Source organism: Streptomyces sp. NPDC102441 (assembly GCF_044765585.1).
In the GTDB taxonomy this organism is placed as follows: Bacteria; Actinomycetota; Actinomycetes; order Streptomycetales; family Streptomycetaceae; genus Streptomyces.
Genome location: NZ_JBIWKH010000003.1, coordinates 177058 through 191989 on the forward strand (window position 1 = coordinate 177058; position 14932 = coordinate 191989).

Consider the following 14932-nt stretch of genomic DNA (forward strand, 5'->3'; position numbering starts at 1 on the left):
GTTCCATCCTTGCGGCGGGACGGTGCCCATCACAGCGTCCCAGCCCTTCTCGGCGCAGGCCCGCTGGCGGGCGAGCCAGCGGGGCGGGACCTCGCTGTCGGCATCGGTCGAGGCGATCCGCGGTTCGACTTCCTGGGGTTCCACATCCAGTGGCGCCGCAAACGCGGTACGGACAAGCGGTACGTCTACACCTTCATCGCTGACCGGCCCGTCCGGTCGGTGAAGGCGAAGATCCGTACCCTCACCCACAGAACGTCGCAGCAGGACCTGGCCGTGGTACTGATCAATCTGAACAGGGTCACCCACGGATGGGCCAACTACTTCAGGCATGCCGTCGCGAAACGCACCTTCAGTAAGAAGCCGTATCTCAACCGATGATGGAACGTATGAGTCGAACGGGTTTCCCGCCGGAGTGATCTCCCGGCAGTAGGCGCATGAAGGCAGGGCCCCTTGGTAGCTCGGAGGTGCGAACCGAACGAGCAGTTCCAGGAGGCCCTGTTGTCGCAGTTCTACGCGTCCGCGCCCGCATCGTTCAACTCGGCCGCCCGATCGTGTGATTGTCTCGCGCACGTGTACGGGAACGCGGCTGATCACGCGGACCGGGTACGCCGCTATCCGTCGGATATGACGGACGCGGAGTGGGCGGTGGTGCGGCCGTTGCTGCCGGTGCCGGCCTGGCTGGAGGGCCGGGGCGGGCAGCCCGAGGGCTATTGCCACCGCGCGATGCTTGATGCGATCCGGTACCTGGTCGCGGGCGGGATCTCCTGGCGGGCGATGCCCGCGGACTTCCCCTGCTGGGGCCGGGTCTATGCCTTCTTCCGCCGGTGGCGTGCGCACGGGCTGATCGCGGAGTTCCACGACCGGCTGCGAGGCAAGGTCCGTGAGCACGAGGGCCGTGAGGTGGAGCCTTCGGCGGGGATCATCGACGCGCAGTCGGTGAGGGCTGCAGCGTCCGTGCCGACTGCCTCAAGCGGGTACGACGGCGGGAAGAAGGTCCCGGACCGCAAGCGACACATCGTGACCGACACGCTCGGCCTGCTGCTGGCCGTCGCGGTGACCGCCGCGAACGTGGGAGACCGGGATGCGGCCGTGCCCCTGCTGCGACAACTGGGCTCGGTGCACCGGGAGATCACCCTGGTCTGGGCCGACGGCGGCTACACCGGCAGCCTTGTCTGCTGGGCGAAGGAGAAACTCGAACTGACCTTGGAGGTCGTCAAACGCAGCGACGACATGACCGGGTTCGTGGTGCTGCCCCGCAGGTGGGTGGTCGAGCGCACGTTCGCATGGCTGATGCATTCGCGCCGTCTGGCCCGCGACTACGAAACCCTGACCGCCACCAGCGAGGCGATGATCCAGTGGTCGATGATCACACGGATGAGCCGCCGCCTGGCCCGGCCACGGGCCCACGGCCGGCACTGAACATCCCCGACGCCTCCTGCACCAGCCACCCGCACTCCGCCAAACGCCTCGCCTTCGACCGCACCCCCTCCACCTTCGCCGGCGTCGACCCCAGCCCCAGCACCACCGAAATCTCCTTCGCCCGCACCGGCCCCTGGCCCGGCCGGCCCGCCACCGTGCCCAGGATCCGCTGGTAATCCGGCGCGAGAACAGTCGCAGGCAGCCCTTCCCGCCAGAACGGCACCGTCCTCCCCGGCAACGGCACGGGCACGGGCACGGGCACGGGCACGGGCAATTCTGCCTTCGCCTCCGGCTCGGTCACTGCGGTGGTCTCCGCAGCGGACACGGCCAGAGCTTCGACGAGTTCCTCCCGCGCGATCACCCGCCGGTCCAGCTCGATCTCCGCCGCCTCCAGCACGGCAGCCGCCCGGGCCGCCGCCTCCCGCAGATCCTCGACTCGCACGCGAGCAGCCGCTTCACGTGCCTCCAACAACCCCAGCATCGACGCCACCGCACACCCCTCACCGAACAGGCGGAACAGAACGTCGAAACTCTCCCTCATCCAAGCCGAAACCATTCCTGACCAGCAAAAATCAAACGATCACGTTCGGTTGAGATACGGCTTCTAAGCACCCGCTCCATCTCTGTTAGTTGCCGATCTGGCGGCCAGGGCAGGCAGAGGCTGTTCGTCTGTATTGCGTTCGGCACGGTGCGTAGCAGGTCATCCACACCGTGCCGACCCTTCGGGGCCGGCATCCCTCGTGGGCAAAAACAAGGGGCTGCGGCCGGATCGTGTCTTACCGGCCCCGGCACCCGGCACCGCCCGCTCCGGGCTCTGCTCCTCTGTCGCTCTGCTCCTCCTCCGTCCTCGGGCCGGACGACGCGGCTCGGCCGCGGTCACGGCCTCATCTGTGGAGCGTCACGCACTCCCGCAGGAGCGGTTCCAGTCGAAGGTGACCGTCCTCCCGGTCGAAGACCTGAAGGGCATCGAGGCAGGAGACGATCCATCTGGCCTCCTCCTCGTCCTCCAGCCCTGCCACCGCGAGTGCCACAGCGGTCACCGCGCTCACCAGGTCGAACCGGTCCTCCTTGAACTCGGTGGATAGCGCCTGATAACCGGCAGCGAGCACGGGGTCCGTGTAGACCCCGGTCGCCTCGGTGAAGGCGCGGGCGTCCGCCCGGTCCATGCGGATGTCGGCGAGCTGGCGCAACACTTCATCGGCGTCGCCCAGTTCGCCGTGCAGCCGGTGCGCTCGGCCGACCAGGAGCGGCCAGCCTCCGGTCCGTTCGTGGAGTCGGTCCAGACGGTCCTCGGTGTGGAACATCTCGACGCGCTGAGCCCAGCCCCGCAGACTGCGGCGATCGTGGCGGCGCAGCACGACCGGAGCCGCAGGGGTGCGCTCGGCGCCCGTCAACAGCGCGCGCCACAGATCCAGTTGGTCGACATCAGTGACGAGGACGACCGCGCGAGTCACGCCGGGCGTGCCGGGCAGCAGCGTCTCGGCCTGATCGACGGCCTCCCGGCACGTTTCTGGACGGGCCGGATAGCTGGCGAAGTCGCTGATGACGACCCTCCGTTCGCGCGGCGCTCCGCCCGTGAGTTCCTGCCGGTACACGCGCCCGTTGCCGACAGTCGGCAGCTTCCAGTCGGCGATGCGTCCTGCGACCCTGCGCAGGGTGTCGCCGACGTCGGTGACACCCGTTGCGGCGCTGCCCAGGACAACCCGCGCCTGGTTGGAACGCTCCCCGAGCAGGTCGTCGAGCTGGGTGATGGTGAGCGGGGCGGGCCGGCCGTCCGGCAGCTCGGGACGGCCCTCCAGCACGATGCTCTCCTGGAGTTCACAGTCCTGTTCCGCCCTGAGCAGTCGGGCCTCCACCTCGTGGGAGCTGCCGATCATCCGCAGGGCGCTAGGACCCCGCAGGTGCCAGCCGAGACCGTCGTGGTTGGGGGCGAGGATACCGAGGCCGACCATCTCGGAGAGGTAGGCGCGGAAACCCTCGGTGTCGAGCTGTTCGAAGCCCTTGCGCCAGTATGTCTCGCACTCCTCACGCAGTTCGGTGTCGCTCAGTCGTACCTCCAGGCCGTGGTGCCGGGCGTGATAGGCCAGCACGTTGGCGATCACGTCGTAGCGGTGGTCGAGGCTAAGCGTGTCCTTGAAGGCGGCCGAAATGCTATCCCGCAGCCCGGTGTCCGACTCCACGACCTCGATGTCCGCCAGTTCCACCTTGTACAACGGCCCCACCGGCCCGTTGGGCCCACGCCGCGCCCGCTTGCGGTGCATCACCTCCACCAGCCGGTGCCCGAACATCTGGAGCAGGAACGGCTGGTAGGAGCAGTATCCGAGCACCCGGTTGACCAGGTCCAGGTCGAGGAACTCGAAGCCGAGAGCCCGCATGGGTTCGACCAGCAGCTCGGCGGCGAACTGCGGAGCGAGCGGCCCGATCACCTTGGGGGTCTGCGCGAGATGGCCGAACGGTCCGTTGCTCGCCATCTTGGAGAACCGCTGCACGGAGTGCAGGCCGGCGAAGACGACCTTGGCCCTGTCTTTGGTGTCGTCCCCCAAGCCCTTGAGCTTCTTGGTCTGGTTGAATCGGGGAGCGTCCGCTTCGAAGAACTGGTCGCATTCGTCGAGCAGGATCAGCAGCCGTCGACGTGTGTCACCGTCAGTCCATGCCTGGATCCCCGCGCGCACCCGCTCGGAGATGTCCTTCACGGGCTTACGGCCTTGGGGAAGACCAAGCACCTGCGCCTCGGTGAGTTTCCGGTCCAGGACGCTCCACAGCGTCTCCGGCCCAAGTGAGCTGCCCTTGCCGATGTTCTCCTGGTCAAGGTTTACGTACACCGACAGGTGGTAGTCGGGGTACTGCTCCATGAACTTGTCTCCGGCGTCGGCGAGCAGTGCCGACTTGCCGAGACCTCGGCCGCCGAAGATGATCTGGGTGCCGCGCGGGTCGAGGATGCTCTTGCGCTCGGCGTCCCGGCCGTAGAACATCTCACCACCGATCCGGCCCCGCTTCTCCCTGATGTACGGGTTGACACCGGAGAACGGCAGCAGAGTCTGGGTGGCGATGCTGACCTGGCGGTTGCCGTGGGCCGCGAGGTAGGCGAGTGCGGCGTCATCCACGACCAGCAACGGCTGGGACAGCCGCCCCGAGCCCACGGCGAGCTCGATGCGCGCCTCGCGGCTGAGGATGCCGAAGTAGAGCACGACCAGGCTTGTTCCACTGGTGTCGCGCTCGGCCCAGCTCATCACGACCTTGGCGGGCGGCCGACCCCACACCAGCATTACCCGCAGGTTCCCGCCGTGTTCCCGGATCTGGGAGCCGAAGGCCGGCGCCTTGGCCCTGCCGTTGATCACCACGTCGGTCGCCTCGAAGAGCCGATACTCGCGCCGGTTCTGGGACCGCTCGTCGAGCTGTCGTGCGCTCTTGGCGTCGTATCCGAGCAGCTTGAGGAGCGGTGGCACCCGCCGTGTGTGTGCCACATGCAGCCTGTCCTTCGGCTCGGTGGTGCCCATGAGCTTCCACTCGTCGAGGGCGTCGGCCGCGAGTGCCGCCTCGTCAGTGGACAGCGCGCTGTAGTCCAGCATGGGAACGGCGGGATGAGTGCCGCAAGATCGCACCAAGCCGATCAGGGCGCGGTCGATACCGCCGCGCAATCCGTCGGGCACCGCCGGGAAGAACTCCGCCAGGTGGGACTCACCGTTCTCGATCTCGGGAACGTCCTCGCCGATCTCTAGGAAGTAGACAAGGTCGGCGGCGGTGGCCAGGTCGTTGGTCTCCAGGCTTCGCAGCACCTGTGCCCGCTGGTCCGCGGTACTGTCCAGCACCTCGAGCCGGGCCCGGATTCGGTCAGCCGCCTCCCGCCGGAAGTCGGGCAGGCCGCTCCGTACCGTGTCGAGGCCGCGCCGCACGGCGACCAGGTCGTGCGTCTCGGCCTTGTCGAGCCGCTCCCCGGCGTCCGCGAGCAGTTCCTGAAGACGCAGATCCTGATCGTCAGTCACAGCGCCGTCAGCCTGTGCACGGTGCAGTTCGGCTACGAGTTCGTCGTGCTGCCCGCGCAATTCCACACGTCGACCGCTCTCGCGCTCCTCGACCTCGGTGAGCGAGAGCGGCAGGAACTCCCCGGCGCGGGCTGCGGGCAGCAGCCCCCGGCCCTTCAGTTCCACGATGGTACGGACTGCGGTGAAGGCGTCACGATCCAATCGCTCGGCGACGGCTTCCGGCCAGCCCCGGTCGACCGCGGCGAGCAGTGCGGCCGACGACGGCCGCTCCTCCACCGAGTCGCACACCTTGAGCAGTTCCGCATCCAGCACGACTTCAGGAGGGATCGGTCCGCCCGTCCGCATGGTCGCATTGTCCCCGGTCAGCAGGGCGTAGAGCTCCTCCATCGAGGCACGGGCCGCCCACGCCGTCGCGGCGGCGAGACCTGCCGAGCGGTCGGCCAGCTGCTTCAATTCCGCCAGTACGCCGTCCTTTCCGTCCAGGAGCGACTGCCGAAGGGCGGAGATCTCCTTGACCGCGCGATTGCGGTCGGACCGGTCGCCCCGACGGGTGCCGTCGACCACCAGGCACCACTCCTTGGCCGGACCGACGGCACGCTCCACCAAGTGCACCAGGTCCTGCCGTCCGGATCCCTGAAGGGGTTTGCCGCTCGACGAGCGATACTTACGATCCATCCGATCGATCTCGCTGTTGACCTCGGCCAGTTTCGACAGGCGTTCCGCCTGCTCTCGCACATGCAGGATCGCGGCCCGGTCGTCCAGCGCGACGGCCGTCAGAAGCGAGCCGAGCAGCCCACCCTCGGGCGCCAACCATCGCTTGGCGATCTCCGTCGCCCGCGCGAACCGCAACCGCTGCGGCGCCAGCAACGTATTGCAGTGATCGCGCAACTCCGCAAGGCGTGCGTCCCGTTCGGCGTCATCGGCGATGACGACCAGCGGCGATGCAATCAGGGCACCGCTGAGCGCCCGGTCAGCGACCGCGGTCGCCGCGCCGCCGAGCTGGTCGGGCAGACGGGTTCCCAGCGCCTTGAGCTGGGCCCCCGCCAAGTGGTCTCCGGTGATCAGCGCTGTCCGCAACAAAGCGGGGAGCAGCAAAAGTTCGCTGCCTTCGGTGTCGCGACCCGTGTAACCTCCATAGCTGTCCAGAAGGTCGGTGGTGAGTCGCGCGCCGCGGCTGTCGCCGGAACTGAGCAGCGCGGCGGCACCGGCCAGCCGGAGCGCCGCGGCTTGCGGCTCGGGACGACCCACGGCACGCGCCATGTGATGGGCGAGCCCGAAGCGCCGCTCGACAATCAGGCGGGAGAGGACCCGCTCGCCCGCGGCCTCCTCGGCGCTCTCCTCATCCGGCTCTCCGTCCACGGAAGGGCTGTCGTCATGCCGGGACGGCTCCTGAGCGTGGGCTGTCCCAGGGGAGGACACGCCTTCGCCGGGCATGTCCGCGGCTACGCTCGCGGATGCCACGGTGGGCGCGCCTGGACTCTCGACTGCACTGGTGGGCATGGGCTCGGTGACGGGCTCGAGTGTGGGCGCCGAGGTGCTGTCCGCGGATGCCGTGGGCGGCGGGGCTGCCAGGCTGAAGGGTGCGGGAACCATCACCGCGGGCAGGGCGGTCCGCTTCCCGGAGGCGGAGTCGGACGTGGCTTTGCGGGTCTGAGCAGCAGCGTCATCCACCGGAATCAGATCTGCCGATGCGGGAGGCGGTCCCTCCGCAGGTTCCCCGTCCGTCGCGCCGACCTGTCCCTCGCCGGTCTCCGCCTTCGCTTCCGCCCCACCCGACGTGCGGAGAGGCGCCTCGAGCTGCGGGAACGACAGATCGGTGACCATGACGGCAGCCATCGCACAAGCAGGTAGTACCCGGACGACTTGTTCCTGCAGAGCGAGGATCTCCGCCGCCGCCTCCGCCTGTCTCCCCAGTCGCACGATCCGCGCCAGCGCCAGGAGAGCCACGCTCTCCTCGCGCTGTTCCTCCCCCCATGTCTGATCCCTCAGCAGGCTCCGCGCCGCTTCCCGTGCGGCCTCTGTGGCCAAGGCCGCAGCGCTGTCGGGGCGGCATACAACATCCAGCAGTTCCCGCAGGGCCTCCCGCGCAAGGACGTCCTGTTGACTCGCCGCCCGGTGCGAATCCGCGGCGCTGACCATGTCCTCCAGGCGGCGGGGCACCCCTTTGACTCCGGCCGCGCGGAACGCCGCCTCCGCACGGTCGAACAGGACGTTCAGCCCGGTCAGCCGCAGCATGTCCTCGCCCAGTGGCGGACTTCCGTCCGCGACCGCGACCAACACCTTCTCAGCGGCCTGTCGGGCGAGGGCAAGGCCCGCCTCCAGCTCTCGGCAAATCTCGCCCAGCTCCGGCCACGCCCTCTCACCTGCCCCAGGAGCCTCGGCAGCGACGATGTCCGCAGCCGTCGGCGGCATCCCTCGCTGCGCGCTGTCCTCGGGCGTGGTTTCCCGCTCTCCGGGCATGCCGGGCTGGAAGGTGGGGTAGGTGGCGGCGATCTTCCTGGCAAGCTCGCCGACCCTGTCGAAACGTGCCTTCTCCTCCTCGTGCGGGTTCCCGGCGAACCAGTCCTGGTCCGCGGCCCAGGCCAGTATGTGGGCGTCGCCGACCGAGGCGTTGCACCAGACGAAGACCGTGGCCCTGACCAGTGGCTCTCCCCAGCGGGACACAGGATCGGACGCAGCGTCCCCCGAGGGGGCGCAGGCATGTTGGCCGACTTGGTTCATCACGGTGTGCGTGAGTGTCTTGACCGCGCAGGTACACGCCTTCTGCCGCGCGTCACGCTGAAGCCTGCCGAGCACGTCCCGGCACAGGGACTTGCTCGCTCGCCGTGGTGCCGCGATGCGGATACCCAGGCTGTCCAGCAGATGCTGACGTCCCTTGGGCAAGAGAGAGTTGAACGCCAGCTCCACCGCGCTGACGGGGAGGTCGTGCACTGCGGCGGCAGCTGGCGATGTCAAGGCCCTGAGCGCCTCCGCCAGACCTTCGAGTTCCTCGGCGGGGACGCCTTGCGGGGACAACGGTGGCCCCGTGACAACGTGGTAGCGATCTCTCATACGGGGGTACTCCGTTTCCTCGTGCTTGAACGGTGTGCGGGCCGGGCTCGGCTGATCCGATCTGACAGATACGGGCCCGCCATGGCAGGTGAGGTGCCTGAGGGCGGGCTCGGGGACAGCCAGAGGTCGCACAATCGGTGTGGATCTCGGGGGTCGACCACGGACGCGCGGCCTTTCAATGTCCGCGCGTGTGCTCGGTAACGAATGTGTAGCCGTATGGCAGTTCCCAACCGTCCGCCTTGCCGAGACGGCGGCAATAGTCGCGGAAGGCCTGGCGCTGGACCTCGCTAGGAGAGCACCCCGGGCGCAGGCGGCGCAGATGACCAGGAACGAACTGGACGCCGAGTAGCGCACCGCCCTCTTCCGCACCGCTCCAGGGGCGTATCACTCGTCGTTCCAGCGGTCGGTAGCCGATCAGCGCGATGACCGGCTGTCCATCGCACGCCGGGTGGTGGGGTTGCCCCAGGGCATCCCGGCTACCGAGGGCTGGTTCCAGCACCCGCTCCTCGATCAGTTCCACAACGGCCGACTCGAGGGAGACGGTCTCCGCGCCGACCGGAAGCTGCCCGTAGGCGGCCGTCGGCAGTGCCACGCGGTCCATGAGGGCGTGCCCGTCCGGAGTGAGCAAGCCACAGCGCCGCACGGTGCGCATCACCAACTGTCGTGGGCCGAGTCCGGCCGCACTGTCTCCGTGGCGGTCGCTTCCCGGAACGTCTTCGCGGGTGAGCACACGCGGGTCGTAGCGGTGGCCGGTCTCGCGGTCTCCGATCAGTACCCGCTCGCGGAGGGGCCTAGTGGTCATGCGGATCGTGGCGCCGCCGAGACTGCGGTGGACCTCGATCATCAGGCCGGGGAAGAAGTCGAGCGGCCAGAGGATCCCGGTCAGCCGTGGCGCCTCCTGCTCGATGCCGACAGCGACGTCCTGTTTCGCCTCTTTCTCGTTCACCGTCTGCCCCGGATGGCTCAGTTCTAGACGCAGAGTCGGGCACCGGCCCTGGGACCAGCAGAGGTCGCCTACGGCCTCTGAGGGCAGGGGGAAATAACCCTCGCTGAGGTGGGCCAGTCGCAGGGGCGCCGACCAGACGACATCGGTGCTGTCTCTGCGCAAAAGCTCACCAGAGCCGAGAGAAGTGTCGTCAGCAAGCGGCAGATCGACCGGCTCCAGGTCCATGCCGGCCTCAGCCTCCGGGGGGAGGGTCGAGGCCCAGCCGCGCCCGGCCGGCCTGAGGGGGTCCCCCGAAGGCTCCGAAGCACCGGAGTGGTGAGACCGCCAGACGCCTCCGCTCTCGAAGGCGTCGTCAAGGGTGATCTGGGATCCACTCGCAAACAGGCCCTGTTCGCTGTCCCGTTGGATGACATCGGCGAGCGCCAGGTTCGCCCGGCACACCGCGGCAGCGTATCCAGTTCCGGTGAGCAGATCCGCCGCCCCGGGGAAGGCGCGCAGCTTCGGGCCGACGGCGGTGTACACGGGGTGCGCGGAAGTGTGCATGTAACGCCGTTTCACCGGCACGGCCGCGTGCTCCAACGTCGCCGCCAGGGATCTGAGGTCGTCGCCGCCCAGCGGGCCAGTGTCCCGCCAGCACTCGGCCAGGGAGGTTCTGGTCATGGCGTACTGACCCCATGTACGCAGCAGTTCGCTGGAGTCGAGGACGTCCCGGATGGTGTCGAAGATGCCGGCCAGCCCTGCCCGCAGATTCTCGTCACGCGTCCCGCCGACCAGTTCGGCGATGGAGACGGGCACGAAGGGGCTGAGTAGCTGGTCCCGGGCTGTGCTCAGCAAATGCTCAGCGTACGCGGACAGTTCGTCGCGCTGGGCAGCCTCCTGGGAGGGGTAGCAGACGTCGACCACCAGATGTCCGTTCGCGTTGATCCATCTCTGACGGGTACGCAGGCGGTGGAGCTGGGTTGGCGAAAGACGCAGGGCTGGTCCAAAGGCATCGAGGTCGGGTACCAGCAGTTCCCTGCGTCTCGGCGCGGCCCCTTCCCCCGGTTCGCCCGGCCCTGTGGCCCCCGCGGGCGCTCCCGACACCCACGCGGGCACGTCACCGTGCGCACTCGCCTCAGGGTGAGCGCCCTCCCGGTAGACGATCTCCGCGAAGAGCGGATCCGACCCTGAGGTCACACACACCATCGCACCGACCGGCAGCACCGGGGCGCACTCACCGAGGGTGACCACAGGAAAGTCCTCGGGGCGCAGCGGGCTCGCGCCGTACCCCTCGCCGCCGAGGTCGTACCCGAAATACGCAGCGTTGAAGGCAACCGCAGTGTGCACAGGCGCCAGACGGGCAGCCACGACAGCCTCAAGGAAACTTCGCAGCCGCTCCCGCTCGTGCTCGGGCACCGAGTCGTGCCCTGCCGTCATGGCGGGCGTGAGCAGCGCCCGTTCCCCATACGGGTCGGGCACATCCATTCCACGCTGACTGTCCGCAGTCGGCTCATGCGGGTCCCCACCCATGGCACCTCCACCCCCACCACAAGCCCGCCCCGGCTCGTCTGCGGTGATTACGAAGGCTATGCCCACTCCTGGCATTCCTGCGGCACATTCACCACTTTGCCTGAGCACACAGCGGGCGCTTCCGCATCTTCCTCACGGCCGAATACACCTAAACCGAACAAGCGGAGCGCTTTCCTGTACGCCAGATGGCGCCCACAAGACAACGTTGACGGCGTGATAGCTCATATGCCAGTGCGGAGACGCGATCACCCCCAGCAAGCTCTCCTCCGAGATCCGCAGTGCTTCGGCCCCTCGACCCGTCCGACTAGGGTGGCCCGCGAGCCGGAATCGGCCGACCCGAACGGGGTCCCCCGAACCTCCCTGCGCTAGTGGCTCGGATCGGAGCGTTGGCCGTGTAAATGGCTGAGCATGAGGGCTCGGTCTACTGCTCCGGAAGATGGTCGGCATGGCGCTCAGGGAGGGCGATATCGGCGCAGGCGAAAGTGATTTGCTGACCTGGGTGTTGCGTGGGTAGCGTCGCCGTCTGTGCCCCCGACTCTACGCACCGAGCGGCTGCTCCTAGAGCCGTACGTCCCCGAGGACGAAGAGGGCTTCGTCGCTCTGTTCCAGGACACCAGGATGTCGCAGTGGATGGGGGACGGCCCTGCTTCCGAAGCAGCAGACCGGGCTCTGTTCGGGCGGATCTTCACGAAGGTCTATGCCCAGGACCTGTTCGATGTCTGGGCTGTTCGTCGAGACGGACTCCTGGTCGGGCATGCCGAGATCAAGCCGACGGACGTCGTCGCAGGCCACGAGATCATCTACGCTCTGGCGCCGGCGGCATGGGGCTTTGGCCTGGGGGCCGAGCTGGCAGAGGCGATCGTCGCCTACGGCTTCGACACGCTCGGACTGACCAAGGTGCACGCCACCGTAGCTGCACCGAACAAGGCCTCACTGACCCTGCTGGACAGAATCGGTTTCGAGCATGTCCGGGACATCGAAGAAGACGACGGCAGCACCACCCGCGTATTGGCCCGTCGTCTGGCTGCGAGCGACACGTCGCCCCTCGCCCGATAGGGGCGAGCAAACCGCTGCCTGTGAAACCACCCGGGGTTGCCGGTCAGACAGCGTGGGTCGGGTACTGGGCCAGGTCCGGACGGGTGAGTCGGGGGCGAAGGTGAGCTTGGGCTCGGCGCGGGTATTCCGCCAGCGGGTGTAGGCGTTGATGGCGGCGTTCTGCTCGTCGTGGGTGCGGTGGTCGGTACCGTTCAGCGCGAAGTAGCGCAAGGCGGCGAACTCGGACTCGATCCAGTTCAGGTCGGCAGGAAGACCAGTTCGACGTCGTTGTCGGCGGCCCAGGCGCGGACCTCGGCGTGCTTGTGCGGGGAGAAGTCGTCCAGCACCACCCACAGCTTCTCTTCGGGCCGCGGGCCCGCAGGCTCTTGAGCAGGCCGAGGAACTCCCGCCAGCGTTTGCGCTTGCGGATCCGGTAGTAGATCTTGCCGGTGGCCAGATCGAGGGCGGCGAGCATGTGCATCACGCCGCCAACCGAAGGTAGGTCGCCCGCAGCCTGCGTGGCCTGCCCGCCGGGCGCCATGCCTTGCCCTTGCGGGGCTGCAGGTTGAGCGGCCCGAACTCGTCGACGCATATCACCCGCCCGTCGGCCGGCGGGGTGTCGTACAGGGCCAGAACCCGGTTCATCTTGGCGATGAATTCCGGATCCGTGGAGGCTTTCCAGGTGGTCGTGGTCTGCCAGGAGACCTTGCCTTCGCGCAGGATGCGGCGCAGGGTCTCCCGGCTGATCCTCGGCACCACGTGTCGTTGCACCAGGTGGTCGGCGAGCTTGGACAGGTTCCAGGTGGCGAAGCCGGTGATGCCTTAGTCGGCGGGGGACGTCCGGGCGATCAAGCGAATGTGCTCACGCACCCGCTCACTGATCGCCCTCGGGCGTCCCCCGCTCCATTTTGGGTCCAGCGCGGTAAACCCCCCGCTCGTTGAACGCGTCGCAGTCCTCGCTGACCCGCATCAGCGAGGTGATGTCCTTGACCGTCTGGCCCTGGGCGGACATCAGCACCACGATCGCCCGCCTCAGCCGCACCGGATCCTTCGCGGTCCGGCTAATCCTCTGCAGTTTGCGGCCCTCGTCCATGCTGACCGGTCGGACGAACAACACACTCGATCGACGTCCCACGACCACCTCCAAGATCAGTCCTGGAGGCAAGTCTGCTGGCCGCCGGACAGCACGTCGATTACCTGGCCAACGATGCGAGACGAGCCACTAGCGCGGCCACTTCCTCACTCAAGGCCACTACCGACTGCATCCCTTCCGTTAGCACAGGTCAGCAGCCATCAGCCACTCGTAGCGGCAGGGCACAGCGTTCGCTGATCCCTTCCCGGGCCTCTGGTCAGCGGGGCCCAGTGGTGCGCTCGGCGCCCCACCGATGCTCGCCACTTTGGACAGGGGTTGACCTGCTCCTGCTGTGTGCACTTAACGGCGGTTCCTACCCCCTGAAAGTCTCCAGCAGCCGCAGCCACACCTCGCTGATCGTCGGGTAGGCGGGCACCGCGTGCCACAGCCGCTCGATCGGTACCTCGCCGGCGACCGCGACGGTCGCGGAGTGAAGGAGTTCGCCGATGCCGGGTCCCACGAAGGTGACGCCGAGCAGGACCTCGCGGTCCAGATCGACGACCATCCTGGCCCGGCCCCTGTACCCCTGTGCGTACAGGCCGGAGCCCGCGACCGAGGCCAGGTCGTAGTCGACGGCGCGGACCCGGTGGCCCGCCGCTTCCGCCTCCGCGAGCGTGAGGCCGACCGATGCAGCCTCCGGATCCGTGAACACGACCTGGGGGACGGCCGCGTGGTCCGCGGTGGCCGCGTGCGCGCCCCAGGGGTCCGTCTCCAGCAGAGGGGTGTCCTGCGCGCGGGCCGCGATCGCGGCTCCCGCGATTCGGGCCTGGTACTTGCCCTGGTGGGTCAGCAGCGCGCGGTGGTTGACGTCGCCGACCGCGTACAGCCAGTCGCTGCCCTCCACGAGGCAGCTGTCGTCGACGGAGAGCCAGGACCCGGGCCGGAGGCCCACCGTGTCGAGGCCGAGGTCGTCGGTGCGTGGGGCCCGGCCCGTCGCGAAGAGGATCTCGTCGGCCTCCAGCCGTTCCCCGTTGTCGAGTTCGACGGTGACCGGCCCGTCGTGGCCCGCCCTGCGTACGTCCGTTGCCGACACTCCGGTCAGGATCCGCGCGCCGGCCTCGGTCAGAGCCTCGGCGACGAGCTCACCGGCGAAGGGCTCCATCTTGGGGAGCAGACCCTTGCCGCGGATCAGCATCGTCACCTGGGCGCCGAGCCCCTGCCAGACGGTGGCCATCTCCACTCCGACCACTCCCCCGCCGACGACGACGAGCCGGCCCGGGACCTCCTTGGCGCTGGTCGCCTCGCGGCTGGTCCACGGCCGGACGTCCGCGATGCCGGGCAGCGCGGGGACCACGGCCCGGCTCCCGGTGCAGACGGCCACGGCGTGGCGCGCCGTGAGGCGCTGCTCGGACCCGTCCTCGGCCGTGACGGACACCTGCCGGACTCCCGTCAGCCGGCCCATGCCGCGGTAGATGTGCGCGCCGATGCTGTCCAGCCAGCCGACCTGCCCGTCGTCCTTCCAGTGGGAGGTCTGCTCGTCCCGGTGTGCGAGGACGGCGTCCGCGTCGAGCGGCCCCCGCACCGCCCCGCTCAGCCCGGGTACCCGGCGCGCGTCGGCACGTGCGACGACCGGGCGCAGCAGTGCCTTGCTGGGCATGCACGCCCAGTACGAACACTCACCTCCGATGAGTTCGGACTCGATCACCGCGGCACTCAGCCCGGCCGCTCTGGCACGGTCCGCCACGTTCTCCCCCACCGGGCCGGCCCCGATGACCACGACGTCGTACTCGCTGCTCCGCACACCATCCGCATCAGTCATGGGAACAGTGTCCTCGTGGGTGTGCGCGGCGGCCACATGGGCAGGCGGAATAGCGCAAGTGACGTCACCGTTGTGCCGGACAGGTCCGAACGGTCCCA

At 68.5% G+C, this 14932-nt stretch carries 9 protein-coding genes; 3 read left to right on the forward strand and 6 right to left on the reverse strand.

Going from position 1 to position 14932, the window contains the following annotated elements:
* The first annotated feature begins 9 nt into the window (after positions 1-9).
* The gene (locus tag ACIREO_RS07055; protein ID WP_404106194.1) at positions 10-378 is read left to right on the forward strand and encodes a group II intron maturase-specific domain-containing protein; all 369 of its coding nucleotides are present in this window, start codon (positions 10-12) and stop codon (positions 376-378) included.
* A 246-nt stretch (positions 379-624) separates the two neighbouring features.
* Complete coding sequence (locus ACIREO_RS07060) at positions 625-1419, forward strand: IS5 family transposase (protein WP_404106196.1); 795 nt, start codon at positions 625-627, stop codon at positions 1417-1419.
* On the opposite strand, the gene ACIREO_RS07065 is transcribed toward ACIREO_RS07060, so the two are convergent.
* The 3 genes from ACIREO_RS07065 to ACIREO_RS07075 form a co-directional block, all read right to left on the reverse strand.
* Positions 1367-1900, reverse strand: a complete 534-nt coding sequence (locus ACIREO_RS07065) for a hypothetical protein (RefSeq protein WP_404106761.1) — start codon at positions 1898-1900, stop codon at positions 1367-1369. The two genes, ACIREO_RS07060 and ACIREO_RS07065, sit on opposite strands and share 53 nt — an antisense overlap.
* A gap of 403 nt (positions 1901-2303) precedes the next feature.
* A complete protein-coding gene (locus ACIREO_RS07070) occupies positions 2304-8357 on the reverse strand; it encodes a hypothetical protein (RefSeq protein ID WP_404106199.1) in 6054 nt (2017 codons plus the stop codon).
* Between the two features lie 271 nt (positions 8358-8628).
* Positions 8629-10863 (reverse strand): hypothetical protein, encoded by a 2235-nt coding sequence (locus ACIREO_RS07075; protein ID WP_404106202.1) that lies wholly within the window; start codon positions 10861-10863, stop codon positions 8629-8631.
* Positions 10864-11433: 570 nt separating this feature from the next.
* Here ACIREO_RS07075 and ACIREO_RS07080 point away from each other — a divergent pair.
* Positions 11434-11964, forward strand: coding sequence for a GNAT family N-acetyltransferase (locus ACIREO_RS07080; RefSeq protein WP_404106205.1), 531 nt, complete (start codon positions 11434-11436; stop codon positions 11962-11964).
* Between the two features lie 459 nt (positions 11965-12423).
* Here the strand turns inward: ACIREO_RS07080 and ACIREO_RS07085 are convergent, their stop codons facing one another.
* The 3 genes from ACIREO_RS07085 to ACIREO_RS07095 form a co-directional block, all read right to left on the reverse strand.
* Positions 12424-12714 (reverse strand): hypothetical protein, encoded by a 291-nt coding sequence (locus ACIREO_RS07085; protein WP_404106207.1) that lies wholly within the window; start codon positions 12712-12714, stop codon positions 12424-12426.
* 103 nt (positions 12715-12817) lie between these two features.
* Positions 12818-13078: a hypothetical protein gene (locus ACIREO_RS07090; RefSeq protein WP_404106210.1), complete on the reverse strand. Its 261-nt coding sequence runs from the start codon at positions 13076-13078 to the stop codon at positions 12818-12820.
* Positions 13079-13388: 310 nt separating this feature from the next.
* Entirely contained in the window at positions 13389-14834 is a 1446-nt protein-coding gene (locus tag ACIREO_RS07095) for a dihydrolipoyl dehydrogenase family protein (RefSeq protein WP_404106213.1), read from the reverse strand.
* Between the last annotated feature and the right edge of the window lie 98 nt (positions 14835-14932).